The organism is Mesorhizobium sp. M0077, assembly GCF_040322955.1.
Lineage (GTDB): Bacteria > Pseudomonadota > Alphaproteobacteria > Rhizobiales > Rhizobiaceae > Mesorhizobium.
Map to the genome: position 1 here is coordinate 66094 of NZ_JAMYUL010000012.1, position 26777 is coordinate 92870.

Genomic DNA, 26777 nt, shown 5'->3' on the forward strand with positions numbered 1-26777 from the left:
GTTCAGGCGGGATGCTGTAGCTGGCTGAGGCCGCCATCGACGACGAGGGTCGCCGCGTTCATGAACGGGCACTCCTCAGAAATCATGAACACAGCGGCCAGCGCGATCTCGCGCGCCGAGGCGATGCGGCCGCCGGGATGCAGCGCCAGCGTCTTGGCGCGCGCCGCAACCGGATCGGCAAAACTGTTCCAATAGTCGGTCGCCTTCTGCGTCTCGACATAACCGGGCGCCAGCGCGTTCACGCGCACGCCCTGCCCGGCATATTCCAGCGCCAGCGACTTGGTCAGCCCAAGCAGCGCGTGCTTGGCCACGGGATAGGGGAAGGTATGAGGGATGATGGTGAAGCTGTGCGTCGAGGCGATGTTGAGGATCGCGCCACCGCCATTTGCGATCATTGCCGGCAGCACCGCCTTGGCGCAGTTCCAGGCGCCTTTGACGTTGACATCGAAATTGCGATTCCACTCCTCCTCGGTCGCCTCGAGCGGCGTCGAGAACACATTCATCCCGGCATTGTTGATCAGCGCGTTGATCGGCCCGATCGCGTCGGTCGCCCGGCTGACGGCAGCGGCAATCGCGGCCCCGTCGCTGATGTCGGCTGCGGTATGTCCGACATGGCCCTGCGGTGCGGCAAGGCCGGCGACCGTTTTGTCCAGCAGCGCGCCGTCGCGATCGACCAGGAACAGTTTTGCCCCTTCGGCCAGGCAGGCCTCGGCGATGGCAAGCCCGATGCCTTGCGCGGCGCCGGTGAGGAAGATGCGTTTGCCGGACAGGCGCTCAGCCATGGCTGTCACTCCACTGGAAGACGGATCAGCGCCGGCCCAGTGCCGACGAACGCAGATTGTCGAGCAAAACGGCAAGCAGCAGGATCACGCCGCGCACAATGTATTGGTAGAAGGCTGGGATGTTGAGCAGGTTCATGGCGTTTTCGGCGATGCCCATGATCAGCACGCCGACGATGACGCCCGACATGGTGGCGCGGCCGCCGGCAAGCGAGACGCCGCCGAGCACGCAGGCCGAGATGACCGATAGTTCAAGCCCCACCGCCGCATTGGGCTGGCCCGACGTGATGCGCGAGGCCAGAAGGATGCCGGCGATGCCGCAAACCACGCCTTGCAGCGCAAAGATCCAGATGCGCGTCCAGTCGACATTGACGCCGGCCAGGCGCGAAGCCTCCGGGTTACCGCCGATGGCCAGCGTGTTCTTGCCGAACACGGTACGATTGAGGACAAAACCGAAGATGCAGAACAGCACGGCCAGGACCCAGACCGGCGTCGGAATGCCGAACAGCTTCGACAGCGCCAGTTGGTAGAAATCCGGGCTGTTGATGCCGACGGCGCGGCCATCGGATGCGATCAGCGCAAGGCCGCGCACGATCTGCATGGTAGCAAGCGTCGTGATCAGCGCGTTGATGCGGAACTTGGCGATGACGACGCCGTTGATGAAGCCGACGAAGGCGCCGCAGGCGATTGCCGCAAGAAGCCCGAGGATGATCGATCCGGTATAGTTCGACGCCATCACCGCGACCATGCCGGCGAAAGCAACGATCGAACCGACCGAGAGGTCGAAGTCGCGCGCGGCGAGGCAGAACATCATCGTGCAGGCGACGATGCCGACGGTGACCACCGATTGCAGCAGGCCGAGCATGTTGCGGTCGGTCAGAAAATTCGGCACCAGCAGCGACACCAGCGCGAAGGCGACGATGAAGATCACGACGAGGCCCTGTTCGCCGAGCAGGATCTTCTTCAACTGATCGGTCATGGCAAATATCCTCAGGATGCGATCGCGTCGGGGGTTTTCTGATCGGGAAGAGCGGCGGCCAGGATCGCTTTTTCGGCGAACTGGTCGCGCGCGAGTTCGGCGCTGATGCGCCCGCCGCACATCACCAGGATGCGGTCGCAAATGCCCATCACTTCCGGCAGTTCAGACGAGACGACGACGATCGCCATGCCGTCTTCGGCAAGCTGGTAGAGCAGTTCGTAGATTTCCGCTTTGGCGCCGACATCGATACCGCGTGTCGGCTCGTCGACGATAAGCACGCGCACGCCCTGCTCCGACAGCCAGCGGCCGAGAATGACCTTCTGCTGGTTGCCACCGGAGAGGTTGATGATGTCCTGCTTGCGCGACGGCGTGCGCACCTTGAGCTTCTTGATGAAGGTCTCGGCGGTGGCGATCTCGCTAGCGCGGTTCAAGATTCCGAAGCGTGTGTGATGACGCCGCGACGAGATGTTGATGTTCTCCTCGATCGAGCGGCCCTGGATGATGCCGTCATGCTTGCGGTCTTCCGAGCACAAAACGATCCCGGCGCGGATCGCGTCATGCGGATCGGTGGCATGCACGACCTTGCCATCAACGGTAATGGTGCCACCTGAGCGCGGGTCGGCGCCGAACACCAGCCGCATCAGTTCCGAGCGCCCCGCGCCGATCAGGCCGAAGAAGCCGACGATCTCGCCCGCCCTCGCCTCGAAGCTGGCGGGCGTCGTCAGTTTTACTCCGCAAACAGCGTCGACCTTCAGCCGGACATCGCCGGCCGGGCGTGGGCGAAACCCCCAGATATCGGAGATTTCGCGGCCGACCATTTCGGCGACGACCTGGTCGCGTGTGACGTTTTTCAGCGACGCATGGTGCGCCGCGAGCTTGCCGTCGCGCAGCACGGTCAGGCTGTCGCAGAGGCGGAACACTTCGTCCAGCCGGTGCGAGACATAGATGATGACCTTGCCCTCGCCGCGCAGGCGGTCGATCAGGGCAAACAGGATTTCGCTTTCGCGCGACGACAATGACGAGGTCGGCTCGTCCAGAGCGATGACGCGCGCGTCGAGCATGATCGCCTTGGCGATCTCGACCATCTGGCGCTCGCCGATCGACAGCGTCTTGACCTTGCGGCTGATATCGATGTCGATGCCGGCTGATTTCAGCTTGGCGCCAACATCGTCCAGCATCCTGGCACGGGCGATGATGCCGGCGTTGGCGGGGAAGCGGCCGAGGCTGAGGTTTTCGGCAACAGTGAGCTCAGGGACCAGCTGCAGTTCCTGGTGGATGACGATGACGCCATTGTCGAATGCATCCCTCGTCGATGAATAGGCCTGGACCTTGCCGTCGATGCTGATTGCGCCGTCATCGGCATGCTGGTCGCCCGACAGGATCTTGATCAGCGTGGATTTGCCGGCGCCGTTCTCGCCCATCAGGCCGTGCACGACGCCCTTGTCGACGCTGAACGAGACGCCGGACAGCGCCTTGACGCCCGGATAGGTCTTGGTGATTTCCGAGAAGTCGAGAAAGGACATGGGGCGCCTATCCTTTTGCCATGCCAAACAGGCGGCGACTGTGAGCCGCCGCCTGTTTGTACAGGGAGGATTATTCGATGCCGAGACCCTTGCGGACCGTCTGGTAGTCGTCGCGCTTGGCCAGCGCACCGGCGGTCAGGATGAGCTTCTCGGGTTCCTTGTTGTTGGCGACCCAGTCATACATGTTGAGCGCAGTCTCGTAGCCGTGACGCTTCGGCGAGATGATCACCGTGCCGACGAAGCCGGTGGCGGTCGGCTTCTTGAACTCGTTGATCGCCGAATCCGCGCCGCCAATGCCGACGCCGATCACGTTTTCGGCCGGGATGCCGACGCTTTCGGAAGCGCGCACGGCGCCGAGAACGGCTTCGTCGTTGAGGCCGAAGGAGACCCACTTCTTGATGTCGGCATGGGCGTTGAGTACCACCGTCGCCGCATTGAGCGCAGCCTCGGTATCGGTCTTGGCCTGAGGTGCGTCGAAGATGTTCTCGGCCTTGAAGCCGTTGGCCTTGAGCACCGAGATGGCGCCTTCGACCCGGTCGACGGCGGTCGGCAACTGATCATAGGAGACGCGGATGGCGCCAACCTCGTCGGCCTTCCAGCCGCGCGCCTTCATTTCGTCGACGATCGCCTGGCCGACGGCCTCGCCGATCTTGGTCGCCGAAATGCCCATATGCGGCACGTCTTCCAGCGCCTTGCCGTCTGCGCCGACCAGACGGTCGTCAACGGTCATCAGCTTGAGATTGTTGGCGGCGGCCTTGGCGACGATGCCGGGGCCGAGTTTCACATCAGGTGTGCAGACGATGAAGCCTTGCGCGCCCTGCGCGCCGAGATTGTCGATCGCCGACATCAGCTTCTCACCGTCCTCGGCGCCGATCTTGACCAGGGTAAAACCCTTCTCCTTGGCGGCCTGGTCGGCGAACTTCCATTCGTCCTGGAACCACGGCTCCTCGGGCTGTTTGACGATAAAACCTATCTTGGTGTCCTGAGCATATGCAGCGATGGTCGTGACGGACAGCACGGCAAGGGCGCCCGCGACGAGCGCGGTCTTCAGAAGTCGCATGATTACCTCCCAGCGATGGCCGGGCGCTCAGCCCGGATGCAGAGTCTCTAATTCTTTTTATCATACTCGTCAATTGATCTGGTATGATAATTGAGCTACATGCTCCGACCAGGGATCGCTGGCGCAAATCATCCGCATCCGGTAAGGCCGGGGACGCGAGATCAGTGGTTTCGCCGCCTTGGAGGAGGGCTGAGGTGACCGAAACTTCGAAGAAGGCATCAGGCGACACCCGCCGCCCGCGCGTCATGCCCGATGTGACCAAGGCGCTTGCCTCAGACATCTTTTCCGGACGCTATCCCGCCGGCTCGTCTCTGCCGACCGAAAACGAGCTCGGCGTCGAATATGGCGTCAGCCGCACCGTCATCCGCGAGGCGCTGAAGGTGCTGGCCGCCAAGGGGCTGGTGCTGTCGCGGCCGCGCATCGGCACGGTTGTATGTGAACAGGACAACTGGAACATCATCGACCCGCAGGTGCTGGCCTGGCACGCGCCGCATGTGCTGGACGACAAATTGTTCGACGCCATCCTCGAGACGCGCCGCGCCATCGAACCTCTGGTAGCTGAACTGGCGGCGACTCGTGCGACGCTGCAGGAGATCGCCGATCTCGAAGCCGCCTGGCGCGGCATGGCCAATGCCGGCGAGGATCTCGCCGCCTTCTCGCGCTCGGACATCACCTTCCACCAGATCGTCTATGCCGCGAGCCACAACCCGATCTTCCGCCAGATCGGCAATCTGATCGACACCGGGCTGAAATTCTCGCTTGAAGCAACGGCGACCATTTCGCTCGCTCGGCGCATGGAAGCAGTGGCGGCGCACCGCGAGGTGGTGGAGGCACTGCGCATGCGCGATGCCGCGGCGGCGCGTGCGGCGGCAGGCCGGATCCTCGACCTTGCGGCGCGCGACCTGGTCAGCGCCAAGAAACTCAAGAACAACTGAGACCAGCATGAAAATCATCTCGCTCACCACCTACATCGTCCCGCCGCGCTGGCTGTTCCTGAAGATCGAGACTGATGCCGGCGTCACCGGCTGGGGCGAGCCTGTGGTCGAAGGCCGTGCGCTGACGGTCGAGGCAGCGGTCAAGGAACTTGGCGATTATCTGATCGGCAAGGACCCGCGCCTGATCGAGGACCATTGGACGGTGATGCATCGCGGCGGCTTCTACCGCGGCGGGCCGATCCTGATGAGCGCCATTGCCGGCATCGACCAGGCGCTATGGGACATCAAGGGCAAGGCGCTCGGCGTGCCTGTGCACGAACTGCTCGGCGGCAAGCTGCGCGACAGCATCAAGGTCTATTCCTGGATCGGCGGCGACCGGCCGGCGGAAGTGGCTGATGGCGCCAGGGAAGTGGTGGCGCGCGGTTTTCAGGCGCTGAAGATGAATGGCACCGAGGAACTGCAGATCGTCGACAACCATGACAGAATAGATGCGGCTGTCGAACGAGTCGCCATGGTGCGCGAGGCCGTTGGGTCCAACATTGGCATCGCCGTCGATTTCCACGGCCGCGTCCACCGGCCGATGGCGCGCATGCTGGTCAAGGAGTTGGAACCCTACCGGCTGATGTTCATCGAGGAGCCGGTGCTGAGCGAAAATCGCGAGGCGCTGAAGGAGATCGCCGCCCTCGGCTCGACGCCGATCGCACTCGGCGAGAGGCTCTACAGCCGCTGGGATTTCAAATCGGTGTTCGAACAAGGCGCCGTCGACATCATCCAACCCGACCTCTCGCATGCCGGTGGCATCACCGAATGCCGCAAGATCGCGGCGATGGCCGAGGCCTATGATATTGCGGTCGCGCCGCACTGCCCGCTCGGCCCGATCGCGCTCGCCGCCTGCCTGCAGCTCGATGCCGTCAGCTACAACTGCTTCATCCAGGAACAGAGCCTCGGCATCCACTACAACGCCGCAAACGATTTGCTCGATTATGCCGCCAACAAGGACGTCTTTCGCTACGAGGATGGCTATGTCGCAATCCCCGATGGTCCCGGCCTCGGCGTCGAAATCGACGAGGACTACGTCAAGGAAAGGGCCAAGGAAGGCCACCGCTGGCGCAACCCGGTCTGGCGTCACAAGGACGGCTCCTTCGCCGAGTGGTAGCCCGGCCGACCTTGCGGCCAGGCCTTCAGGACCTCAAGCTCAATTTCGCGGTGGCGCCAGCGTAACGCAGGCCTCTGATGGGCCGCAGCGCCGAGCACCAGCGCATGGGAACCGTCGGCGCCGGCAAGCCGCAACTCGCTGACCGCCTGGGTTGCCGCAAGCGATCGAAAGCAGTCGCTATCCATGGAACATGGCGGATGTCCTGTTCTCATCGACCTTTTCTTGGCCCGCCAGCCGCGTCACCTGCCCGCGGCGTGCCGGCCTGCGTTCCTGCCGGAGAAGATGCAGCTGCCGAGAAATGTCCCTTCCAGCGCATTGTAGCCGTGATAGCCGCCGCCACCGCCGCCGGCCACCTCGCCTGCCGCATAGAGCCCGGCAATGGGTTCGCCATTGCCGTCGAGAACCTGCGAATTGAGATTGGTGTGCAGGCCGCCAAGCGTTTTGCGCGTCAGGATGTTGAGGCGCACCGCGATCAGCGGCCCGTGCCTGGGATCGAGTATCTTGTGCGGCTTGGTCACCCGGAAGATCTTGTCGCCAATGTAGTTGCGAGCGCCGCGGATGGCTGTGACCTGCGCATCCTTGGTATAGGCATGGTCGACCTCGCGATCGCGCGCCACGATCTGGGCGTTGAGCCGGTCGTAGTCGAGCAGATTGTCGCCTGACAGCGCGTTCATCCCGGCGACCAGGTCGGCCAGGTTGTCGCGGACGACGAAGTCCTCGCCCTTTTCCAGGAACGCCGCCACCGATGGCGGCGCCTTGCCGCCGCGCCGGTTCTTCAGCACGGCCCGAAAATCCTTGGCCGTAAAGTCGAGGTTTTGCTCCGAACCCGAGAGCACGAACTCCTTCGAAGCGATCGTCTTGGTCAGCACGAACCAGGAATAATCGTGTCCCGTCGAGAGGATACGCTTCAAGGTGCCGAGCGAATCGAAGCTCGGGAAGAACGGCGCCTCCATGCGTTGTCCGAGAGCGTCGAACCATAGCGGCGACGGCGCAGACAGGATGCGGATGCCGTGGTTCGGCCAGATCGGATTCCAGTTCTTGATCCCCTCGACATAGTGCCACATGCGGTCGGCGTTGATGACGGCCCCGCCGGCGTCCTGGGTGATCGCCACCATGCGGCCGTCGACATGGTGCGGCACGCCGGCAACCATACGCTTCGGCGCCGGCCCCAGCCGCCCGACCGGCCAGACCTTGCGAACCAACTCATGATTGCCGCCGATGCCGCCGGAGGTGACGATCACGACACCGGCCGAAAGGTCGAAATCGCCGACGGCCGTGCGGCTCGACTGCTTGCCGCGCTCGACATCGGATGCCTCCAGGATTTCGCCCGCGACGCCGGTGACCGCGCCGTTGGTCTTGATCAGCCGGCTGACCTGATGACGGAATTTCAAAGTGATCAGCCCTTTGGCGACGTGCTCGCGCACGCGCCTTTCGAACGGCGCGACCACGCCCGGCCCAGTGCCCCATGTCAGGTGGAAGCGCGGCACTGAATTGCCGTGGCCATTGGCCAGCGCGCCGCCGCGCTCGGCCCAGCCGACCACCGGCCACCAGCGCATGCCCATGGCGTAGAGCCACGGCCGCATCTCGCCGGCGGCGAAATCGACATAGGCTTCCGCCACTTTCCTTGGCCAATGGTCCTCGGGCCGGTCGAACTGGGCAGAACCCAGCCAATCCTGCCAGGCGAGGTCGCGGCTGTCCTTGATGCGCAGGCGGCGCTGCTCGGGCGTGTTGACCAAAAACAGGCCGCCGAGCGACCAGAATGCCTGGCCGCCCAGAAAACCGCCACCCTCTTGCTCGACGATGATCACGCGCTTGCCGGCATCGCCGAGTTCCGCGGCTGCGGCCAGGCCGGCCAGCCCGCCGCCAACGATGATTGCGTCCGCGTCAGCCATTGTCGTAGCTCCTGTGCCGGCTTTTGTTTTCGAGATCGGATGCTCGTTGCTAGCCGCGCAGCGCGTTCCAGATGATGCGCGGCAGCTTCAGGAGGCTCGGCTGGTAGTTGAACTCGGTGATCAGGCGGCCGACCATGTGTGCCCTTTTGTGGGTCAGGAACCAGGCCGGCTTCGGCATGATGCGGAACGGCGCTTCGAGCACGCTGCGTTCCGGTCTGTCGAACAAATAGGTGTTGTGGACGACGCCGATGCCGCTCTGCACGTCGTCGAGCGTGTGGCCAGGGAAAGCACCCCAGGTCGGGCGCAGCAGCGCGAACAGAACGCCGCTCCAGGAATTGATGCCGATGCCGCCATAGCGCAGTTCGGCAATGATTTCCTCGAAGCGCTGCCGGCCGATCTCGGCGATCGTCCTGGGATGGATGAGGATGTTGGCGGCAAGCGTGCCGTGCAGCTTTTCATTGGCGTAGGCGACAGCGGCGCGCAGATAGGATTCCGCATTGCCCGCCGGCAGCCGCATGACGCTGAGCGCCGGCGCGAACACCTCGGCATTTTCGAGATAGGTATCCGTGCCCGGCCGGAACGGCACCACCACGCAGGCCGGCCCGCCGGGCCGCTCGAATTTCTGTACGCTGTCGGCATGCGCCTCGAAGGCGGCGAGGCGCTCGGTCGCGCCGGGATAATAGGCCGGGCGCGACGGGGCTTTCTGCATCACCTTTTCGAGGGCCGCCAGAAGCGCGTCGGATTTGTCCCAGCGTTCGGGCAACACGAGCATTTGGCAGGCGATACAGTTGAAACCGGAATTGTTGAGCTTCTGTGTGGCGATCAGTTCGGCATGGTAGGCGATGTCGGCATTCGACCATGGGCCGGGCACCACGATGGTCGGCGCCACGCCGCCAAGCTCAGAGGTGATACGCCGGCTGTTGCGCGGCGTGCCCGCCGCCTTGTTCTTGCGGCCCTCCTCGCCGGGACCCCAGACGATCGCGTCATGCGAGGCGGCGGCACCGGTGATGTGGATGTCGTCGACGAGATCGCGGTTGCACAGATACGCACCGACATCGGCGCCGCCGCGCACGATGCGCAGCGCGCCGAATTCGATCAGCGGCCGCAGCGCCGGCCGCAGGAAATCAACGAGGTAATCATTGACCGGGTTCATCTTGAGCAGGACGACCTGATGTTCGACGAGCAGCTTGTGCAGGCAGTCGAGCGGCGCGATCGAGGCGACGTTGCCGGCGCCGAGCACGAGGCCGATCTTGCCCTTGCGGCTGGTGCGCGGCGCGTCATAGGCCGAGGCGGTGTTTGCGGCGAGGTTCGCCTTGGTCACGCCGGGCTGCATCCAGATCTCGGCCTTCAGCCCGGTGAACAGCACCTTGTCCCAGAGCGAATTCGGAACCACCGTCACAGCCACCTGTCCGTTGGGCAAGGTGCGAACCGGCAGACTGTCAAGGAACTTCTTGCCCTCCATCAGGCTCAGCGTGTGGATGAACTGGTTGCAGCCATCCATCAGCGCCGCCGGGCCAGCCAGCCATTCCTCACCTTCCAGCGGCGAGCCGGTCGGGATGCCCTTCTTGCGCGTCGCGGTTTTGACCCACGCCTCGGCGACGTCGCGGATGTGATCCTTGACCTGCCGCAGCAAGGCGATCCGCTCGCCATTCGAGGTCTGCGCCCAGTCGTCCTTCCTGGCGTCGAGATCGGTGAGCGCGAGGTCGAGTTCGGCTGCCCATTCAGGCTGCACTGGCTGGGTTTTGACTGCCTTGGCAACCATCCTATCCTCCTCCACTTCGATCTCTTTGTTTGACGCAATTCCTGTGGGAAAACCGCTTCACACTTTTCCTGGAATTGCTCTACGAAAACGGCAGTGCGGCCCATTGCTCGACGAATTTCCCGCCGGAATAGACCTGGATCGAACCGAATTGCTGTAGCACGAATTCGCTCTGCGTCGGACGCAGGAAGGCGTAGTCGTCAGGCCCGACATTGACGTTGTCGGGCAGCGCCATGAATTGCTGATTGGTCGAAAAGCCGAACGTCTTGTCGGTCTTCATCCCCACGGGATGGACGGGCTTGGCCATCCATTTTCCGCCATAGAGAAAACAGCCGCGCCGCGGCAACAGCCCGAGCTTCTGCAGCAGCCAGGAGCGCTGGTCGAGGCCCGGCGCCTGGACATCGACCACTTTCAGGATCGGCGTCGCGATGAATGCGGCAGGCCGCAATTGGCTGAGGCTCGGCACATCGAAATCGGTCGGCAGCATAAAAGCCGATCCGATGGACAATTCATTGGCGCCGACCCAGCTGTCATAGAGCAATGCGGTGCTGCTGCCGCCAAGATTGAGGATCTTGCGCTGGTCGGCGGCAAGGCAAGCGACATACTGGCGAAACAGGCTGATCGCCTTGACGCGCGCCTTGGCCGGTCCTCCCAGCAGTTTGGGGATATGGCCGATATGCGCCTCGTAGGCCATGACGCCTTCGCATTTCAGCCGCGGGTAATTCGCCACCGCGGAAACTGCCCGGGCCAGTGAGTCGGGATCGCTGATACCGCCGCGATGAAGGCCGACATCGACCTCGAAGCAGACGCGCAGCTCGCGGTCGAGCTCGGCGGCAAGCGAGCCATAGGCGGCCAGCCGCTCCTCGGTATCGATCAGCCAGACGATGCGCGACGTAGCTTCGCCGAGCCCGGCGAGAACGCCCTTCGTCAGCGCGTGCCTGGCGCCGGCAACCGGCATCGGCTTGCCCAACAGGAGATCGACTTGGGGAAACACTTTCAGCATCTCGGCGCTGATCGGCAGATGAAAGGTCATCAGCCTGTCGGTCGCAAACGCCGCGCGGATATAGTCGATCAGCGGCAGGCATGGCAGCGACTTGTCGACGAGGCGCAGATCGAGGCCCGTGGCGAACTTCGCCTTGATCGCAGCGATGTTGTGATCGAGCCGGTCGAGATCGAGCACCAGGCAAGGCTGAAAGATCCCGGCTGCCCTGAGCGCGCCCGACATTTCCGCGAAATAGGTGTCGGTCAGGCTCATGCCGCGACGCCGAGCAGCCTGGCAATATAGGGCGACACGAAGCGGTTGTCCGGGTCCATCTCGCGGCGGACCGCCATCGCATCGTTCCAGCGCGGATAGAGCGCGCTCAATTCCCTTGATGTCAGGCTGTGCATCTTGCCCCAATGCGGGCGGCCGCCGCGCTTCCTGAAGATCGGCTCGGCGGCGTTGAAGAACGCCATCGGATCGCGCTCGACGCCGTGATGGATGGCGATGGAACAGGTTGGGCGCTTGTAGAAGGGGCTGAGCCAGACATTGTCGGGCGCGACGACGCGCACCTCCATCGGAAAATAGACCTCTGGAAACCGCGTCTCGAGCAGCGCAATGATTTCGCTGAGTGCGGCCGCCCCTTCCTCGAACGGCAGGTGGTATTCCATCTCGTTGAACTTGACGTTGCGCTCGGAGGTGAAGACCTTCAGCCACTCCTCGATATAATCCTCGGCCGGCACCTTGGCGAAGGCCGAGCCGATGAGACGGCGGCGCAGCCAAGGGAGCCAGCTGAGATAGTCGCGCAGTTTTCTCAGCGTCGTCACCGCATCGTCGTCTTCCGTCGGCGGACGCACCGTCGCCGGCGCCTCGGTGATGTCGCTGGCAATCAGCAGCGCCTGGCCCGAAAACGGCACGTAGTAGAACTCGGCCGAACGATGCGCCGTCATGGTGCTTTCGAATTGCGCAAGCACATCGGCGATCGGCGCCGTCCAGCGGCGGTGCCGCATCCGGTAGCTCGCCACGTTGCGGATCGTCACTTCGGTGACGGCGCCGAAAGCGCCGAGCGAAGCGCCCATGGCTTCGATCATGTCGGGGCTCTTGGCACGGTCGAACTCTTTCAGCGCGCCACGCCCGTCGACGATCTGCATCGCCTCGAGCTGGGTGTGGTACGCGCCAAGTGTGATGCCCGAGCCGTGCGTGGCGGTGCCGAGGGCCCCGCCGAACGCCTGCTTGTCGATGTCGCCCATGTTCGGCAGCGCCTGGCCGACGCCGTGCAACAGCTTTGCCAGCGCGCCGATCTTGGTGCCGGCGCCGACCCGCGCCGTCAGTTTTTCGGGATCGTGCGACCTCAGGCCCTCGAAGCGGTCGAGCGACAGGATGGTGCCGTCATTCTTGACCAGCGGCGTAAAGGAATGGCCCGTGCCGACAAATCGAACTGGTCCCGGCGAGTTGCGAATGGCACCACTCAGCTCATCGAGACTCTGCGGTTCGGCAAAAGCCTGCGGCGTGGCCGTGACATAGCCCGACCAATTGCTCCACTGGCTGATAGCCTCTCCCACGATCCCTCCCTAGGGCGCCGGCTTTGCCGGTCTTTCCCCTAGCGCTAGATAATATGATACATAGTCAGCTTTTCCGGATATGATACATTGTCAGCTTTCTGTCAACCTGGCAATCGGAGGTGTCTTGCGTCCGCGCCGGCCGCATTATCTACAGCGACGCACGCTGAGCCGGCGTCGGCATTGAACGCAGTTCGTTGCCCCTTCAAGCCAGCCCAAACGTTTCCACGGCCCGCATGATGCCGCGCAATTCGGCCAAGCCCTTCAGGCGGCCGATCAGCGAGTAGCCGGGATTGATCCTTGTCTTGCCGATATCGTCGGCGAGCAGGTGGCCATGGTCCGGCCGCATCGGGATTTGCCAGTCGGCGCGGCCCTCCTTGCGGCGGCGCGCCTCCTCCTGCATCAGCGCCAGGATGACATGCGCCATGTCGGTGCCGCCTTCGAGATGCTCGGCCTCGTAGAACGAGCCGTCATCCTCGATGGTGATATTGCGCAGATGGGCGAAGTGGATGCGGTCGGCGAATTCCTTGACCATGGCGACGATGTCGTTGTCGGCGCGCGTGCCGTAGGACCCGGTGCAGAACGTCAGCCCATTGGCCTGGCTGTCGACGGCATTGAGAATGAAACGCGCATCCTCGGCGGTCGAAACGACGCGCGGCAGGCCGTAGAGCGAAAACGGCGGATCGTCGGGGTGGATACACATGCGCACCCCCTCCTCTTCCGCCACCGGAATGATCTCGCGCAGGAACCACGCGAGGTTGTCGCGCAACTCCTTCGACCCGATCCCGTCATAGTCCGCAAGCGCCTCGCGAAAACTGTCGCGGTCATACTTGCGCTCTGTAGCCGGCAGGCCGGCGATCAGATTGCGCTCGATCTGGTCGATCTTCTCGGGCGGCAATTCCTTCAGCCGCGCTTCCGCCTGCGCAATACGCGCCGGCGTATAGCTTGCCACGCCGTTTCTGCGCTTCAGCACGAACAGATCGTAAGCGGCGAAATCGATCGCATCAAAACGCAGGGCGTAGCCTGTCGTCGGCAGACGGTAGGCTAGATCGGTGCGGGTCCAGTCCACCACCGGCATGAAATTGTAGCAGATCGTGGCGATGCCGGCCTTGGCCAGCGCGCGGATCGAATCGCGGTAATAGCCGGCATAGCGCTCGCGTTCCGGCGCGCCGATCTTGAAGGAATTGTGGACCGGAATGCTCTCTACGACCGACCAGGTCAGTCCTGCTTCCTCGATAATGCGCTTGCGCTCCAGCACTTCGGCCTCAGGCCACGCCCGGCCGTCATAGATATGGTGGAGCGCCGAGACCACGCCGGTGGCGCCCGCCTGCTTGACATGATCGAGCGTCACCGGATCATCGGGCCCATACCAGCGCCAGCATTGTTCCATTTCGGCTTTCCTTCTGCGAGAGGTTGGCAACTTATTGTTGGACCGCGATGGGAGTCGATAGAAAATGGAGGAGTTTTTAGAAATGAAGGATTTCGACGGCAAGGTAGCTCTTGTGACGGGGACGACCGGCATCGGCCTGGCAACCGCCAAGCGCCTTGCGGCCGGGGGTGCTGCAATCATCGCCTGCGGCATCGACCGCGTGGCCAATGCGGCGATGAAGGCGCAGTTGGAAAGCGCTGGAGCCAAGGCGCTGGTCATCGACACCGACGTCTCCGTTTCCGACCAGGTGCGCGACGCGGTGGCGGCTGGCGTCGCAAGGTTCGGCGGCCTAGATGTCATCGTCAACTCAGCCGCCGTCCATCCCTATGGCACCGCGACGACGACCGACTGGGAAACCTGGAACCGAACGATGACGGTCAATGTCGGCTCGATCTACCTGACCGCGCATTTCGGCATCCCCGAAATGATCAAGCGCGGCGGCGGCGCCATCGTCAATGTCGCCTCGGTGCAGGGCTTTGCCTGCCAGCAGAACGTTGCCGCCTATGCCACGACCAAAGGGGCCATCCACACGCTGACGCGCTCGCTGGCGCTCGACTACGCGGCATCAGGCGTTCGGGTGAATTCGGTCAGCCCGGGCTCGATCCGCACGCCAATCCTGGAGAAGGCCGCGCGTGGCGGCAATGGCAGCGATGCCGATGTCGAAGAGGCTTACAAGCGCTTCGGCGCGGCGCATCCGCTCGGCCGTATCGGCGAACCGGAGGAAGTGGCGGAACTCATCGCCTTCCTGTGCTCGTCGAAGGCCGGTTTCTGCACCGGCGCGGACTACAGGATCGATGGCGGCCTGACGGCAGGTATCGGCGTGAAGTAGCGCTATGATGGCGTTCTGCGCGCTTGCAGGCAATCGGTGTCCGACCGCGCTACAGCTTCCACATCCGCTTGGCATTGCCCGACAGCAGTTTCGTCCTCTCCTCAGGACTGGCGCCCGCGATCAGCGCGTGTGTCGCCGCCACCCAAGTGGCAAGGCCACCGCCAAGCGTGCACACCGGCCAGTCGCTGCCCCACACGACGCGGTCCCAGCCGAAAATGCCGATCGTGTGCTCGACATAGGGGCGCAAGGTCTCGACGGTCCATGAGCCGGCATCGGCATAGGCGACGACGCCGGAGATCTTGCCGATGACATTGGGACGCCGCGCGATCTCGGTCATATGCTCGCGCCACGGATGTTCCGCACTGGCCTTGATGTCGGGCACGCCGCAATGGTCGAGCACGAACTGCACATCCGGCGCCAGATCAGCGAGCGCAACCGCCCTTGGAATCTGATGCGGCAGGACGACGAGGTCGAAGGTCAGGCCGGTGCCGGCAAGCCGCTTGATGTTTTCGCGAAACAGCGCGCTGTCCGAAAGCTCGTCCGGCATGACGTGCAGCACGCGACGGAACCCCTTGACGAAGGGATCGGCCTGCTGGCGCTCGAGATAGGCGGCGAAACCGGCCTCCTCCGGGCGGCAGGAGGCGATCGCCCCGCGCAACAGACTGCCCTTCTCCAGCGACTGCGCCTTCACATGGCTGGCCTCGGCCTGGATGTCGGCTTCATCGACGTCGACCTCCATATGCAGCGCGGCCTCGATGCCGGCCCGGCGGGCCTGGATCGCATATTCTGCGTGCGGGAAATCGCGGTTGAGCGCCGGCTCGCGGCTGAGCCAGGGATAGCGCAGCGCCGAAAGGTCGATCAGGTGCAGATGAGTGTCGATGATCATGGCTGTCCTCCTCGGTGATTTCAGATCATCGCCAAATGCCTAAACCCAGCGCATGACACAAGCTTTGGCTCAGGCCCGCTTCGGGATCTCTTTGTCCTCGAGCAGCAGCGTCAGCCCCATGGCGACGAAATAGAGCGCCGCCACCCAGATGAACATCACGTTGAAGCCACTGGAGTAATGGTCGAGCACCACTTCGCGGATCGCGCCCGGCAGGCTCGATGCGAGGTGCGGCGTCAACCCGTTCAGGCCACTGGGCAGCAGGGCGGCGGCGTCTGCAGGAAGCTCGGCTGTCTGCCGGTTCAGCGCCCAGATCATCACCGCGCCGTTCAGCGCCAGTCCGAGCGAAGCTCCGAGCGTCCGCGCCTGGGTGATCAGCGACGTCACCGCGCCGATATCCTGCAGCGGTGCTGCCGCCTGGATCGCCACGATCAGCACCTGGAACTGCAGGCCCATGCTGATGCCGAACACTGCCATCATCGTCGCCAATACCCAGATCGGCGTATGCTGGTTGGTGAGGACGAAGCCCAGCATCAGAAACCCGCCAATACCCATGGCGACCACCGGCATCCATTTGTAGCGTCCGGTTGCGGCGATCACCCGCCCGGCCACGATCGAGATGACCATGGACGTGAGCGACGCCGGCAGGAACAGGAAGCCGACTTCGGCGGGGCTCAGGCCCGTCAGCGTCTGCATGTAGAGGGCGAAATAGAAGAACATGCCCAGCGTCACCGTTCCGGCGACCAGCGACACGCCCGAGACGATGCTGACCGTCGAATTGCCGAACAGCCGCAGAGGTACGATCGGCTCTTCGGCCCGCCGCTCGACCATGACGAACAAGGTGATGGCGACCAGCGCCAGCAGCGGCAGCGCGAAGGTGATGAGGTCCGGTCCGCTGGGGTCGAGCACGTGATAGCCCCAATAGACGATCGCCGTCGTGCCGGTGGCGAGCAGCACGCCGCCGAGATAGTCGATGCGGTGCCGCTTTTCGTTGAACCGGCTGCGCATGGCGAAGGCCAGCACCGCCAGCACGATGATCCCTATCGGCAAATTGACCAGGAACACCCAACGCCAGCCGAACAGGCTGGTGATGTAGCCGCCGGCCAGCGGGCCGAGCACCGACGACAGCGCGAACACCGCCGAACTGTAGCCCTGATATTTGGCGCGGTCGCGCGGCGAAAACAGTTCGCCGATCATCGCGAAGGCCGAAACCATCAACCCACCCCCGCCGATACCCTGCAGCACGCGCGCGGCGATCAAGCTCTCCATCGACCATGCCATGCCGCAGACCAGCGAGCCCAGCAGGAACAGGCCGATCGCCGTCAGCACGACATTCTTGCGGCCATACATGTCGCCAAGCTTGCCGTAGAATGGCGAGACCGCGGCGGTCGAGAGCAGGTAGGCGGCACCGACCCAGCCGAACAAATGCAGATTGCCGAGTTCGCCGGCAATGGTGGGCAAGGCGGTGACGACGATCTGCATGTAGATGGTTGCCATGAACATGGCGATCAGCGCGCCGAAATAGACGATCAAGGTCGTAAGGTCGGGCCTGACTTGGGCCTCCACGGGCGCTGTGTCCGGCAGCGTCTGCTCGACAGTCATCGGTGTCTCCGTAACTTGGGGCGCGATTTATGTGCCCACAGCCGAGAGGTGTCAACCAGATATGTGCGCTCAGCATATAATTGACATCAGCATATATTCTTGCTAACGCGCTATGGATGAGCAGCAACGCATCCAGCAGTCCGGACCGATTTCCATCCCTGTTCCAGACGCGCGGCGATCGGGACCTCGCCGGTCTGGCGCGCGGCAGCGGCCTGTCCGAACCGGCGGCCGAGGCCGTGGCCGCCATCGATGCGGTAATGAGCAAGGTGCGCCGCTCGATCCAGCGCCGCGACTTCGGCCGCATGATCCTGGCGCGCGTAGACCCTTCGCTGGAAGTGAGCCATCTCGATGCGATCAGCGCCATCGCGAACAATCGGGTTTTCAGCGCTACCCAGCAGGATGAGGTGACGGTTGGCGTCATCGCCGAGCGCCTCGAGATCGATCCGTCGCGCGCCAGCCGCATCGCGGCCGACCTCGTCGAACGCGGCTATGCCTGCCGTGTCGCATCGCAACGCGATGCCCGCCGCATCTGCCTCAAACTCACCGCCAAGGGTGAGCGCCTCGTGGCGGCGGTGCGCCAGACCAAATGGCGGATTTTCGCCGGATCGCTGGCACAGTGGGATGAGCAGGACCTAGTAAGGTTCGCCACCTTGCTGGAACGCTTCGCCGGTTGGGCCATGGACGAAGCCGGGATGAAAAGATCCGCCGAGGCCGTCAAGCAGTTGATGGACGAGATGCTGCCCGAAACGAAATAGGCGGCACGGCGTGGACGCTCACCCATGTGTGCGAGCCGTTCGATAGCCCTTGACGCTCAGGTCGCGTCGGATCGTTATCGGTCGAAGAAACCGGCGTCCTCTGCCGCGAGATACTTCTTCGCCGCCTTGGCGTCGATGTCGAGGCCCAGTCCCGGAGCTTCGAGCAGGTCCACCATGCTATCCCTGACGATCTGCCCCTTGGGCAGGCCGACGACGATGTCCTCCCACCAGGGGTCGGAGGCGCTGGGATATTCGAAGGCGATGTAGTTGGCCGGCAGCGTGGCGCAGACATTGATCAGCGCGCCGAGGCCCAGCAGACCGTTCGCCGTGCCGTGCGGCGCCATCATGATCGAGTGCATATAGGCATGCTCGGCCACCCATTTGAGCTCGGCGATACCGCCGATGTCGGCGGGATCCGGGCCGATGACGCGCACCGCCTGTGTTTCGATCAGTTCCTTGAAATTATGGCGCAGATAAATCTGTTCGCCCGTATGGATCGGGGTGGACGTCGATGTCGTGAGTTCACGGTAGGCCTGTGGATTGACCCATGGCACATAGTCTCCGGTCAGCATATCCTCCAGCCACATCAGATTGTACTTTTCCACGGCCCGCGCGAAGCGGATGGCGTCGGGCAGGAACCAGCCGGGGCCGCAATCCAGCGCCAGCGAGACCTTGTCGCCAAGCACCTCCTTCATGGCGATGACGCAGTCGATCATATGCGCCATGCCGCGCTCGCTGATCTGCCCCTGGTCCATCGCGCCGTGATAGGTCGGCGGCTGACGCACGCCGTAGTGGAAGCCGGGGACGCTGGTCTTCATGTTGGAATGAAAGCTGATGCCTTGCTTGACCATGAAGAAAGCTTCCGGCCGCTCCATCATCCATTTGACGTCGGCCGCGTAATCCTCCGGCCTGTCGCCGGTGCGCTTCTTGCGGATGGAGCCGTTGTAGACCCGCACCTTGTCGCGCACCTTGCCGCCGAGCAGCTTGTAGACCGGGACGCCGGCGGCCTTGCCGGCGATGTCCCACAGCGCATGCTCTATGGCGCTGACAGCGGCGCCGTAGGGCTTGAACGAGCCGCGCTGCCGGATCTTCAGCATCACGCGTTCGACATCCGTCGGGTCCTCGCCGATCAGCGCGTCGCGGAAATGCAGCACCCAGGGTTTCAGATAAGGCTTGGTGTACTCGACCTCGCCGAGGCCATGGAGGCCTTCGTCGGTGACGATGCGCACGATGGGGTGCCTGCCGATGACGGCGCACCTGAGATCGGTGATCTTCATGATGTCCTCTATTTCACCGACGAGAAGGCGGTTGGCGCGAGAAACTGGCTGGAAATATTGGCCAGGATCGGGCCATCGCGCTCGGACTCGTCGCGGGCCTCGAGCCATGCCGGATCGGTGGTGAAGGCCTTCCATCTCACTTCGCGCTCGGCAACGGATTCCCAGGCGACGAAATAGGTCAGTCGATTGCTGTTTTCGCCGACCACCGTGGTGAAGAACCCGGCATGGCGGATGCCGTGTCTATCCCACAGCGCCAAGGTATGGTCGTTGAAACGCTTGAGCAGCGTCGGCAGCCGGCCCGGCACGCAGTCGTAAATGCGAAGTTCGTAGATCATGGTCCATCCTTCTGTTCACTCTCCCTCCGAGGAGAGAAGTGTAGAGTCAGCTCCAGGTGCGGTCCCAGGAGTATTCGTCGTCCCAGTGATCGGTCGGTTGCCAGATGCCGGTGACGCCGGGCTGCAGGTGCTGGCTGATCACTTCGTCGACGATGGCGTCGATGCCCAGACCAGGCTTGTCGGGCACGGTGATGAAGCCGTCCTTGACCAGCGGCTTGGGCAGGCCGGTGACGATATCGTCCCACCAGTCGACTTCGACGCTGTGATATTCGAGCGCCATGAAGTTTTCCGTCGCCACCGCGACATGCGCGGCGGCCATTGCCGCGATCGGGCTTTCCGCCATGTGAATGGCCATGGCGACGCCATGCTCCTGCGCCGCGTCGCCGATCTTCTTGGTCTCGAGAATGCCGCCGGTGGTCAGCAGATCCGGATGGATGACCGAGATGCCGGCGTTGAGCAGCGGCTCGAAGCCTTCCTTGAGGTAGATGTCCTCACCCGTGCAGATCGGCACCGAGGTCGCCTGCTGCAACTGCCGATACTGCTCGGTGTACTGCCAGGGGATCACGTCCTCGAGCCAGGCCGGTGCGTATTTCTCGATCCGCCGGGCCAGACGGATGCCGTCCTGCAGCGAGATGTGGCCGACATGGTCGATGGCGAGCGGAACCTCGTAGCCGATCACCTCGCGGACCTCGTGGATATATTGGTCGAGCAGGTCGATGCCCTTTTCGGTGAAGTGGAGGCCGGTGAAGGGATGCGGCACGTTTTGCGCGTCATAGGCGGCATTACGCGCCCGGCGCTCGTCCAGCGTGCGTGCCGGGCCGCGAGCGGGATGGCTGCGGAAACCGTCGAGCACGCCGGCTGGCGCCACCACCGCGCCGGGAATGTGGGAGATCTGCGCCAGCCCGAGATCCATCTTGAGGAAGGTGAAACCGAGATCCATCCGCGCCTTGAGCCGCTTTCCGGTCTCGGTGCCGCTGGGCTTGTCCGCGTCGGTGTCGCAATAGACACGCACCTTGTCGCGAAACCGTCCTCCCAGCATCTGGTAGATCGGCACGCCGTACGCCTTGCCGGCGAGGTCCCAAAGCGCGATCTCGACTGCCGAGACTCCGCCACCTTGCCGTCCATGGCCGCCAAATTGTTTGATGCGGCGGAACAGCCGGTCGACGTCGCAAGGGTTCTCGCCCAGCAACCGGCTCTTCAGCATCAGCGCATAGGTCGCGCTGGCGCCGTCGCGCACTTCGCCCAGGCCGACAATGCCCTGGTTGGTGTAGATCTTGACCAGCGCGGAGGTGAACGGCGCGCCGACGATCTCGGCAACGCGCAGGTCGGTGATGCGCAGGTCGCTCGGCCTGGAGTTCGTATTTACCCGATTGAGCGCCTCGCCGGCGCTACCCGTCTTTGCCATGGCTTATCCTCGTTCTGATTGGTGGCGCCCCGCACCCCCGGCCTGCATAAGCGTTGCTAGCCAAGCTCTATCTCGTGGGCCTGCAGGTAGTCTCGGTTCATCTCGACACCGAGACCCGGCTTCGACGCCAGCTTGAGGCTGCCGTTCGAGACATCGAGTGGCTCGTCGATGAGGTGATTATATTTGTCCAGGTTCCACTCCGACGTTTCGAGCTTGTAGAAGTTGGGAACCGTCATCATCACCTGCGCTCCCGCAACCACATTGATCGGTCCCGCGGCGTCATGGGGCGAGACCGGGATGTAGTAGGCTTCGCACAGGGCGGAAATCTTCTTCAGTTCGGTAATGCCGCCGGTCCAGGTAACGTCCGGCATGATGTAGTCCGCAAGCCTGTTCTCGAGCACCGGCACGAAATCCCATTTGGTGTGGCCGCGCTCGCCCCACGAGATGGCGGCACTGACCTTCTCACGCACTTGCTTGAGGGCATTGAGGCTTTCGGGCGGGCATGGCTCCTCGAACCAGTCGATCTGGCCGGCTTCCTCGAGGCTTCGGCAGAGGCGAATGGCGGTGGGGACGTCGAAGCGGCCATGCGCGTCGATGAGAATGTCGACATCGGGCCCCGCCGTTTCACGGATCAAAGCCGTCAGTTCGGCAGCCTCGCGCTCGTCCTTGCGGGTCATGCTGCCATCGAGGTAGCCGTCCCGCTGTTCGCGCGCCAAGCCATCGGCGGTGCGGCCCTGGTGGGGGAAAGGATCGAACTTCAGCCCGGTGTGTCCGGATTCGACGATGTCTCGAATTTCGCGGACCACAGCCTCCTTGCTGGTAAACTTGGCCTGGTTGGGGTGGGTATAGAGCGCGATTTCATCGCGTACCGGTCCGCCCAGCAGCTCGTAGATCGGCTTGCCGAGAACTTTGCCGCGAATGTCCCAGAGCGCTATGTCGATAGCACTCACGCATTCGACCGCGGCGCCGCGGCTGCCCATATAGGTGAAGCTGCGGAAAATCTTGTGCCAGAGATGCTCGATGCGCGCCGGATCCTCACCTGTGACGGCAACACCGATCTGCCGCAGGATCGTGCACAGCGCGCGGTTGGCGAGCCTTGTGGTGGTGGTGATTTCCCCCCAGCCACTCACCCCTTCGTCGGTCGTCACCTCGACGAACAGGAACTCTCCCCAATAGGAAGCATCGGACTTGATCAGCCACGGCCGAACGCTCGTGATTTTCATCTCTCAACTACCTCTGTCTGATGGCCGGACCAATGATTTTCTGGGCTGGAAGTTCTATCCGGCCCGAGCGGCGTTGCGCGCACGCATCTGTTCGAGAACGTGCCGGCCGGAACCCTCGACATGGCGGGCAATGAGTTCGGCCGCCTCGTCGGCATTTCCGGATTTGATATGCGCGATGAGCTCGCGGTGTTCACGCATGATGGCGGCCCGCCGCGCGAGCGTGAAATTGAAACGGCGGCTCACGGCTCGCAGCACTTCGCGATGCTTCCACCAAAGCTCGGCGGCATGGCGGTTGTAGTGGCGCTGGTACATTACGGTGTGGAAGGCGGTATCCAGTTCACTGTGCCGCAATGTGTCGGTGAAGTTGTTCTCTTCGATCAGAGCCTGGATGCGTTCGAGTTCGGCGATGTCCTCGCCGGTCGCCATGTTCACGAACCATCGCGTCAGGGCCGGCTCGATCAGGACTCCGATCTCGTAGATATCCCGGACAAAATCCTGGTCTATGGGCCGGACGCGCGCGCCACGGTTGGCGACAAAGGTGACGAAGCCCTCCCCTCGCAACAGCTGCAGCGCCTCGCGTACGGGGTTGGTCGAGGTGCCGTGACGCCGGGCGAGATCGGTGACCACAAGCCGTTCGTTGGCGGCGAGCCGTCCCTCGATGATGTCTTCCCGGATCAGCTCATAAAGCGAGGCGCCCTCGCTGGACGCCCCGATGGGATCAATCCCCACGGGTGGCTCTGCTTTGAAATCACTTGTTTCGGCCAAAGCCGGCTCCCCCGATTAGTACATCGCATGCTCGATATCATACACGCGTTTTGCAAACAATGTACGATCGGGTGCGTTGACAGGCAATCCACGATCTGAAAACGTACCAGATGATCGAAGGGATACATTGAGCAGAAGGACGCATCCCGCACGGTCGGACGAGCCCCTTGGCGCACAGCGGCATGGGAGAATCTGGGAGGATACTATGACGAGGATTACACTCGGCGGTGCCGTCCTGCGCGGCACTGTCGCCACTGCTTTGATGGCGTCGCTCATGTCGGGATCGGCGCTGGGTTCGCCGCCGGTCGATTTGAGCAAGTGGTCGCCGGAATATGTGCGCTCCATCGCCGGCACACAGGATTTCGACACGGCCGCCGATTGCGGCAAGGTCACTCCGCTCGACTACAAGGGGCGACTGACGTTCTGGTATCAGGGTGTGTTCGAGGGCGACCCCGATCTCCTGCGCCAGTACTACAAGGATTTCTTCGAAACCTTCCGCAAGACCTATCCGAACATCCAGCTCGAGGATCAGGCCCTCACCTACAACGACCTTCTCGACAAATTCCGCACGGCGCTGCTCGGCAATGCGGCGCCGATGGCGGTCCGCCTGCAAATCCTGGGCGGAACCGAGTTCGCCTCGAAGGGTTATCTGCAGCCGCTCAAGCCGGAAGATGTGGGCTATCCCACGGAGGATTTCTGGCCCGGCGCCATGAAGGCGGTAACCTGGGATGGCGTGACCTACGGCATTCCCACCAACAATGAGACGATGGCGTTCATCTGGAACGCCGACATCTTCAAGCGTGCGGGCCTCGATCCGGACAAGGCTCCGGCGACCTGGGACGACGTCGTCAAATATTCCAAGCAGATCCATGACAAGCTCGGCATTGCCGGCTACGGCCTCGTGGCGCGAAAGAACGCCGGCAACACGCCGTACCGCTTCATGCCGCAACTATGGGCCTATGGCGGCGGTGTCTTCGACGAAGCCTCCGCGAACCCGACCTATAAGGAGGTCGAGCTCAATAGCCCGCAGAGCAAGGCGGCGTTGCAAGCCTCCTACGACATGTATGTTCGCGACAAGTCGGTTCCGGTTTCGGCCCTCACCAACCAGCAGGCCGATAACCAGCCCCTGTTCGTCGCCGGCCAACTCGGCATGATGGTCTCGCACCCGTCCGACTATAACGTCATGCTCGACCTGCAGAAGAAGGCAACGGGCGCCGACAAGGAGAAGGCGCAGACCGTCATCGACAACATGCGCTACGGCCTGATCCCGACCGGCCCCGACGGCAAGCGCGCCGTCGTGTTTGGCGGCTCGAACATTCACATCCTGAAGCCCGAATATGTCGAGGGCGGCAAGGTGGACGAGCCGGCTGCAAAGGCCATCATCTGCATGTGGACGAGCCCTGAATGGTCGCTGAAGATGGCGTATGCCGGCTCGAACCCGGGCAACCTCAACGGCTTCAAGACCAAATGGATGAAGGAACGTCTGGACAACATCAAGTTCCTCGATGTCACCACCTCGATGTTGCCATACGGCATTCCGTTCCCGGCGCTGCCGCAATCCCCCGAGATCATGAATATCATCGTCCCGGACATGCTGCAGAACGCCCTGACCGGAGCGATGACCGTCGACCAGGCAGCGGACGACGCGGCCGAGAAGGTGAAGAACCTGATGGACGGACTCTAGTCCGGGCCTGACCTGCGATCCGACCGGCTGCGCCGATAGTGCGTGCAGCCGGTTTGCTCCGAACAACAAGGGCACGCCATCGTGACGATCGTGACCGGCAAGGCCGAGGCTCGCCGAAGATTGCAACCCGGTAGCTCCGGGGTGCTGCGGAATATCTGGGAGCATCGCGCCGACTACGCTTACGTGCTTCCAGCGATCGCCGTGATGCTCATCGTCATCGCCTATCCGATCTACTACACGGTCGAGCTGTCGTTCTTTAAAACGCCGCCTGGCCTGCAGCTCCGCGACAAGACCTTTATCGGATTGGACAACTACACGGCCATCCTCACCAGTCAGGTGTTCTGGAAAGTCACCTTGAACACCCTGATCTGGACGATTGCATCCACCTTCGTTGCCTTTGCCTTGGGATTTGCCGCTGCGCTGGCCCTCCACCGCGAGTTTATCGGCCGGGGTGTCCTGCGCGCTATCCTGATCATTCCCTGGGTCATCAGCGCGGTTGCCGCCTCCTATATCTGGAAGTGGATTTACCATTCGGACTTCGGCATCATCGGCGCGGTGCTGGTCGGCCTCGGATTGGCTGACCGGCCGCCGAACTTCATCGACAACGTCAGCACGGTGCTGCCCTCCTTGATCGTCGTCAACATCTGGCGCGAGTTTCCGTTTGCCATGATCATGATGATGGCCGGTTTGCAGACGGTCCCCGACCAGTTGCTGCGCGCCGCGGAAGTCGACGGGGCCAATGCATGGCAGCGTTTCTGGCACGTCACCTTCCCGCATCTGCGCAACGTCTCCACGGTGACGATCCTGCTGCTCGCAGTGGCCAATTTCAATTCCTTCATCATCCCGTGGATCATGACCGGTGGCGGGCCGTCGAACGCTTCGCACATCTGGATCACCCACATTTATGAGCTCGCTTTCGGCCGGCAGCGATGGGGCGTCGCATCGGCCTATTCGGTACTCCTGTTCCTCATGCTGATGGTGCTGGGCTACTTCTACGTCCGTGCGCTGGCCGGCAACGAGCGCAAAGAGGGGAGCGCATGAGCACGATCGTCGAGACAGTCCCTCGACGTCCGGCCCGGCGCCGCATGCGCATCGACGGATGGCGTTGGGCCGGGCGCATCTTCCTCGTGTTCATGCTGCTTTACACCGCGTTGCCGATGATCTGGATGCTGATCACCTCGATCAAGTCCGGCTTCGCGGCGATGCAGTTCCCGCCGCAATGGTGGCCGGAAGAGCCTACCCTGGCCAGCTACCAAAAGCTGCTCGATCCGCAAAACAGCGTCGGCCAGGACTTCCTGCGTTTTTTCTGGAACAGCCTCTACGTGTCCACGGTCACCACAATCCTTTCGGTGATCGTGGCCGTTCCTGCGGCCTACGCGTTTTCGCGCTTTCGTTTCCCCGGTCGAAACTTCCTGTTCTTCACCGTGCTTTTGCGCAACATGTTCCCGGCGGTGATCTTTCTCGTGCCGCTCTTCATCCTGATGCGCGCGATCGGGCTGGTGAACACGCATGGCTCGCTCATTCTCACCTATCTCACCTTCGGCCTGCCGCTGGCGATCTGGCTGCTCAAGGGCTTTTACGACAACATTCCGGTGCAGCTCGAGCAGGCGGCGCGGATCGATGGGGCGACCCGGTTCCAGGCCTTCATCCTGATCGTGATGCCTCTCTCGACGCCCGGAATCATCGCCACCGCGATCTATTCCTTCATTGGCGCCTGGAACGAGTACATCTATGCCTACACCTTTCTCTCCAAGAACGAGCAGTTGACCCTGCCGGTCGGCATACAGCGTTTCTTCTCGGAGAATACGACGGACTTTCCGGGCCTGATGGCGGCCAGCTTCATGATGAGCGTGCCCGTCGTGGTGCTGTTCCTCCTCCTGCAACGATACTTCGTACGCGCCCTTACAGAAGGCGCGGTCAAACACTAGAGCCGGATGATTTCAGGTCTGTTCGACCTGAAATCTGAATC

23 protein-coding genes are annotated in these 26777 nt (G+C 62.9%); 7 read left to right on the forward strand and 16 right to left on the reverse strand.

Annotated features, from left to right (window positions below; translation table 11 throughout):
* Positions 1-2: 2 nt before the first annotated feature.
* The 4 genes from NKJ57_RS22095 to NKJ57_RS22110 form a co-directional block, all read right to left on the reverse strand.
* The gene (locus NKJ57_RS22095; protein WP_023739508.1) at positions 3-782 is read right to left on the reverse strand and encodes an SDR family oxidoreductase; all 780 of its coding nucleotides are present in this window, start codon (positions 780-782) and stop codon (positions 3-5) included.
* Between the two features lie 25 nt (positions 783-807).
* Positions 808-1758, reverse strand: a complete 951-nt coding sequence (gene araH, locus NKJ57_RS22100) for an L-arabinose ABC transporter permease AraH (RefSeq protein WP_023815856.1) — start codon at positions 1756-1758, stop codon at positions 808-810.
* A gap of 11 nt (positions 1759-1769) precedes the next feature.
* Entirely contained in the window at positions 1770-3281 is a 1512-nt protein-coding gene (gene araG / locus NKJ57_RS22105; RefSeq protein ID WP_352512525.1) for an L-arabinose ABC transporter ATP-binding protein AraG, read from the reverse strand.
* Between the two features lie 70 nt (positions 3282-3351).
* Entirely contained in the window at positions 3352-4341 is a 990-nt protein-coding gene (locus tag NKJ57_RS22110) for an arabinose ABC transporter substrate-binding protein (protein WP_023668118.1), read from the reverse strand.
* Between the two features lie 245 nt (positions 4342-4586).
* Between NKJ57_RS22110 and NKJ57_RS22115 the strand changes: the two genes are divergently transcribed.
* Together NKJ57_RS22115 and dgoD are read left to right on the forward strand one after the other, a co-directional pair.
* The gene (locus NKJ57_RS22115) at positions 4587-5276 is read left to right on the forward strand and encodes a FadR/GntR family transcriptional regulator (RefSeq protein WP_245266096.1); all 690 of its coding nucleotides are present in this window, start codon (positions 4587-4589) and stop codon (positions 5274-5276) included.
* Between the two features lie 7 nt (positions 5277-5283).
* On the forward strand, positions 5284-6432 hold the full coding sequence (gene dgoD / locus NKJ57_RS22120) for a galactonate dehydratase (RefSeq protein ID WP_023685304.1): 1149 nt from the start codon (positions 5284-5286) through the stop codon (positions 6430-6432).
* 239 nt (positions 6433-6671) lie between these two features.
* Here dgoD and NKJ57_RS22125 read toward each other — a convergent pair whose 3' ends face one another.
* The 5 genes from NKJ57_RS22125 to uxuA form a co-directional block, all read right to left on the reverse strand.
* On the reverse strand, positions 6672-8324 hold the full coding sequence (locus tag NKJ57_RS22125; protein WP_023702125.1) for an FAD-binding dehydrogenase: 1653 nt from the start codon (positions 8322-8324) through the stop codon (positions 6672-6674).
* Positions 8325-8373: 49 nt separating this feature from the next.
* The gene (locus tag NKJ57_RS22130) at positions 8374-10086 is read right to left on the reverse strand and encodes an aldehyde dehydrogenase family protein (RefSeq protein WP_352512523.1); all 1713 of its coding nucleotides are present in this window, start codon (positions 10084-10086) and stop codon (positions 8374-8376) included.
* Positions 10087-10165: 79 nt separating this feature from the next.
* Positions 10166-11338 (reverse strand): alanine racemase, encoded by a 1173-nt coding sequence (locus tag NKJ57_RS22135; RefSeq protein WP_352512521.1) that lies wholly within the window; start codon positions 11336-11338, stop codon positions 10166-10168.
* On the reverse strand, positions 11335-12624 hold the full coding sequence (locus NKJ57_RS22140) for a D-arabinono-1,4-lactone oxidase (protein ID WP_023725469.1): 1290 nt from the start codon (positions 12622-12624) through the stop codon (positions 11335-11337). Before NKJ57_RS22140 ends, NKJ57_RS22135 begins: the two co-directional genes overlap by 4 nt.
* Positions 12625-12826: 202 nt before the next feature.
* Positions 12827-14011 carry a mannonate dehydratase gene (gene uxuA / locus NKJ57_RS22145; protein WP_352512520.1) on the reverse strand — a complete coding sequence of 395 codons (1185 nt, stop codon included), beginning with the start codon at positions 14009-14011 and terminating at the stop codon, positions 12827-12829.
* A gap of 82 nt (positions 14012-14093) precedes the next feature.
* On the opposite strand from uxuA, the gene NKJ57_RS22150 reads away from it, so the two are divergent.
* Positions 14094-14879 carry an SDR family NAD(P)-dependent oxidoreductase gene (locus NKJ57_RS22150; RefSeq protein ID WP_352512519.1) on the forward strand — a complete coding sequence of 262 codons (786 nt, stop codon included), beginning with the start codon at positions 14094-14096 and terminating at the stop codon, positions 14877-14879.
* Positions 14880-14928: 49 nt separating this feature from the next.
* On the opposite strand, the gene NKJ57_RS22155 is transcribed toward NKJ57_RS22150, so the two are convergent.
* Together NKJ57_RS22155 and NKJ57_RS22160 are read right to left on the reverse strand one after the other, a co-directional pair.
* Positions 14929-15765 carry an amidohydrolase family protein gene (locus tag NKJ57_RS22155; protein WP_023817860.1) on the reverse strand — a complete coding sequence of 279 codons (837 nt, stop codon included), beginning with the start codon at positions 15763-15765 and terminating at the stop codon, positions 14929-14931.
* 69 nt (positions 15766-15834) lie between these two features.
* Positions 15835-17364: an MDR family MFS transporter gene (locus NKJ57_RS22160; RefSeq protein WP_352573762.1), complete on the reverse strand. Its 1530-nt coding sequence runs from the start codon at positions 17362-17364 to the stop codon at positions 15835-15837.
* Between the two features lie 116 nt (positions 17365-17480).
* On the opposite strand from NKJ57_RS22160, the gene NKJ57_RS22165 reads away from it, so the two are divergent.
* Complete coding sequence (locus NKJ57_RS22165) at positions 17481-18119, forward strand: MarR family winged helix-turn-helix transcriptional regulator (RefSeq protein ID WP_352512516.1); 639 nt, start codon at positions 17481-17483, stop codon at positions 18117-18119.
* Between the two features lie 74 nt (positions 18120-18193).
* Here NKJ57_RS22165 and NKJ57_RS22170 read toward each other — a convergent pair whose 3' ends face one another.
* Genes NKJ57_RS22170 through NKJ57_RS22190 form a run of 5 tightly spaced genes read right to left on the reverse strand, consistent with a single transcriptional unit; the run spans position 18194 to position 23124 of the window.
* A complete protein-coding gene (locus NKJ57_RS22170) occupies positions 18194-19396 on the reverse strand; it encodes a mandelate racemase/muconate lactonizing enzyme family protein (RefSeq protein ID WP_023817858.1) in 1203 nt (400 codons plus the stop codon).
* 8 nt (positions 19397-19404) lie between these two features.
* Positions 19405-19731 carry an NIPSNAP family protein gene (locus NKJ57_RS22175; protein WP_352512515.1) on the reverse strand — a complete coding sequence of 109 codons (327 nt, stop codon included), beginning with the start codon at positions 19729-19731 and terminating at the stop codon, positions 19405-19407.
* A 46-nt stretch (positions 19732-19777) separates the two neighbouring features.
* Positions 19778-21136, reverse strand: a complete 1359-nt coding sequence (locus NKJ57_RS22180) for a mandelate racemase/muconate lactonizing enzyme family protein (RefSeq protein WP_352512513.1) — start codon at positions 21134-21136, stop codon at positions 19778-19780.
* Positions 21137-21192: 56 nt separating this feature from the next.
* The gene (locus tag NKJ57_RS22185; protein WP_023729476.1) at positions 21193-22359 is read right to left on the reverse strand and encodes a mandelate racemase/muconate lactonizing enzyme family protein; all 1167 of its coding nucleotides are present in this window, start codon (positions 22357-22359) and stop codon (positions 21193-21195) included.
* A gap of 54 nt (positions 22360-22413) precedes the next feature.
* Complete coding sequence (locus NKJ57_RS22190) at positions 22414-23124, reverse strand: GntR family transcriptional regulator (protein ID WP_023817855.1); 711 nt, start codon at positions 23122-23124, stop codon at positions 22414-22416.
* Between the two features lie 205 nt (positions 23125-23329).
* Here NKJ57_RS22190 and NKJ57_RS22195 point away from each other — a divergent pair, with 205 nt between their 5' ends.
* From NKJ57_RS22195 to NKJ57_RS22205, 3 genes are all read left to right on the forward strand, one after another.
* Positions 23330-24808, forward strand: a complete 1479-nt coding sequence (locus NKJ57_RS22195) for an ABC transporter substrate-binding protein (RefSeq protein ID WP_023712166.1) — start codon at positions 23330-23332, stop codon at positions 24806-24808.
* 81 nt (positions 24809-24889) lie between these two features.
* Positions 24890-25849: a carbohydrate ABC transporter permease gene (locus NKJ57_RS22200; protein ID WP_023681191.1), complete on the forward strand. Its 960-nt coding sequence runs from the start codon at positions 24890-24892 to the stop codon at positions 25847-25849.
* Entirely contained in the window at positions 25846-26736 is an 891-nt protein-coding gene (locus NKJ57_RS22205; protein ID WP_023714612.1) for a carbohydrate ABC transporter permease, read from the forward strand. The genes NKJ57_RS22200 and NKJ57_RS22205 overlap by 4 nt, the downstream gene beginning before the upstream one ends.
* Positions 26737-26777 lie beyond the last annotated feature (41 nt).

Coding starts and splice junctions, on each gene's coding strand:
- NKJ57_RS22095 (WP_023739508.1), bottom strand. CDS start 782: ATGGCTGAGCGCCTGTCCGGCAAACGCATCTTCCTCACCGGCGCCGCG.
- araH (WP_023815856.1), bottom strand. CDS start 1,758: ATGACCGATCAGTTGAAGAAGATCCTGCTCGGCGAACAGGGCCTCGTC.
- araG (WP_352512525.1), bottom strand. CDS start 3,281: ATGTCCTTTCTCGACTTCTCGGAAATCACCAAGACCTATCCGGGCGTC.
- NKJ57_RS22110 (WP_023668118.1), bottom strand. CDS start 4,341: ATGCGACTTCTGAAGACCGCGCTCGTCGCGGGCGCCCTTGCCGTGCTG.
- NKJ57_RS22115 (WP_245266096.1), top strand. CDS start 4,587: ATGCCCGATGTGACCAAGGCGCTTGCCTCAGACATCTTTTCCGGACGC.
- dgoD (WP_023685304.1), top strand. CDS start 5,284: ATGAAAATCATCTCGCTCACCACCTACATCGTCCCGCCGCGCTGGCTG.
- NKJ57_RS22125 (WP_023702125.1), bottom strand. CDS start 8,324: ATGGCTGACGCGGACGCAATCATCGTTGGCGGCGGGCTGGCCGGCCTG.
- NKJ57_RS22130 (WP_352512523.1), bottom strand. CDS start 10,086: ATGGTTGCCAAGGCAGTCAAAACCCAGCCAGTGCAGCCTGAATGGGCA.
- NKJ57_RS22135 (WP_352512521.1), bottom strand. CDS start 11,338: ATGAGCCTGACCGACACCTATTTCGCGGAAATGTCGGGCGCGCTCAGG.
- uxuA (WP_352512520.1), bottom strand. CDS start 14,011: ATGGAACAATGCTGGCGCTGGTATGGGCCCGATGATCCGGTGACGCTC.
- NKJ57_RS22150 (WP_352512519.1), top strand. CDS start 14,094: ATGAAGGATTTCGACGGCAAGGTAGCTCTTGTGACGGGGACGACCGGC.
- NKJ57_RS22155 (WP_023817860.1), bottom strand. CDS start 15,765: ATGATCATCGACACTCATCTGCACCTGATCGACCTTTCGGCGCTGCGC.
- NKJ57_RS22160 (WP_352573762.1), bottom strand. CDS start 17,364: ATGACTGTCGAGCAGACGCTGCCGGACACAGCGCCCGTGGAGGCCCAA.
- NKJ57_RS22165 (WP_352512516.1), top strand. CDS start 17,481: ATGAGCAGCAACGCATCCAGCAGTCCGGACCGATTTCCATCCCTGTTC.
- NKJ57_RS22170 (WP_023817858.1), bottom strand. CDS start 19,396: ATGAAGATCACCGATCTCAGGTGCGCCGTCATCGGCAGGCACCCCATC.
- NKJ57_RS22175 (WP_352512515.1), bottom strand. CDS start 19,731: ATGATCTACGAACTTCGCATTTACGACTGCGTGCCGGGCCGGCTGCCG.
- NKJ57_RS22180 (WP_352512513.1), bottom strand. CDS start 21,136: ATGGCAAAGACGGGTAGCGCCGGCGAGGCGCTCAATCGGGTAAATACG.
- NKJ57_RS22185 (WP_023729476.1), bottom strand. CDS start 22,359: ATGAAAATCACGAGCGTTCGGCCGTGGCTGATCAAGTCCGATGCTTCC.
- NKJ57_RS22195 (WP_023712166.1), top strand. CDS start 23,330: ATGACGAGGATTACACTCGGCGGTGCCGTCCTGCGCGGCACTGTCGCC.
- NKJ57_RS22205 (WP_023714612.1), top strand. CDS start 25,846: ATGAGCACGATCGTCGAGACAGTCCCTCGACGTCCGGCCCGGCGCCGC.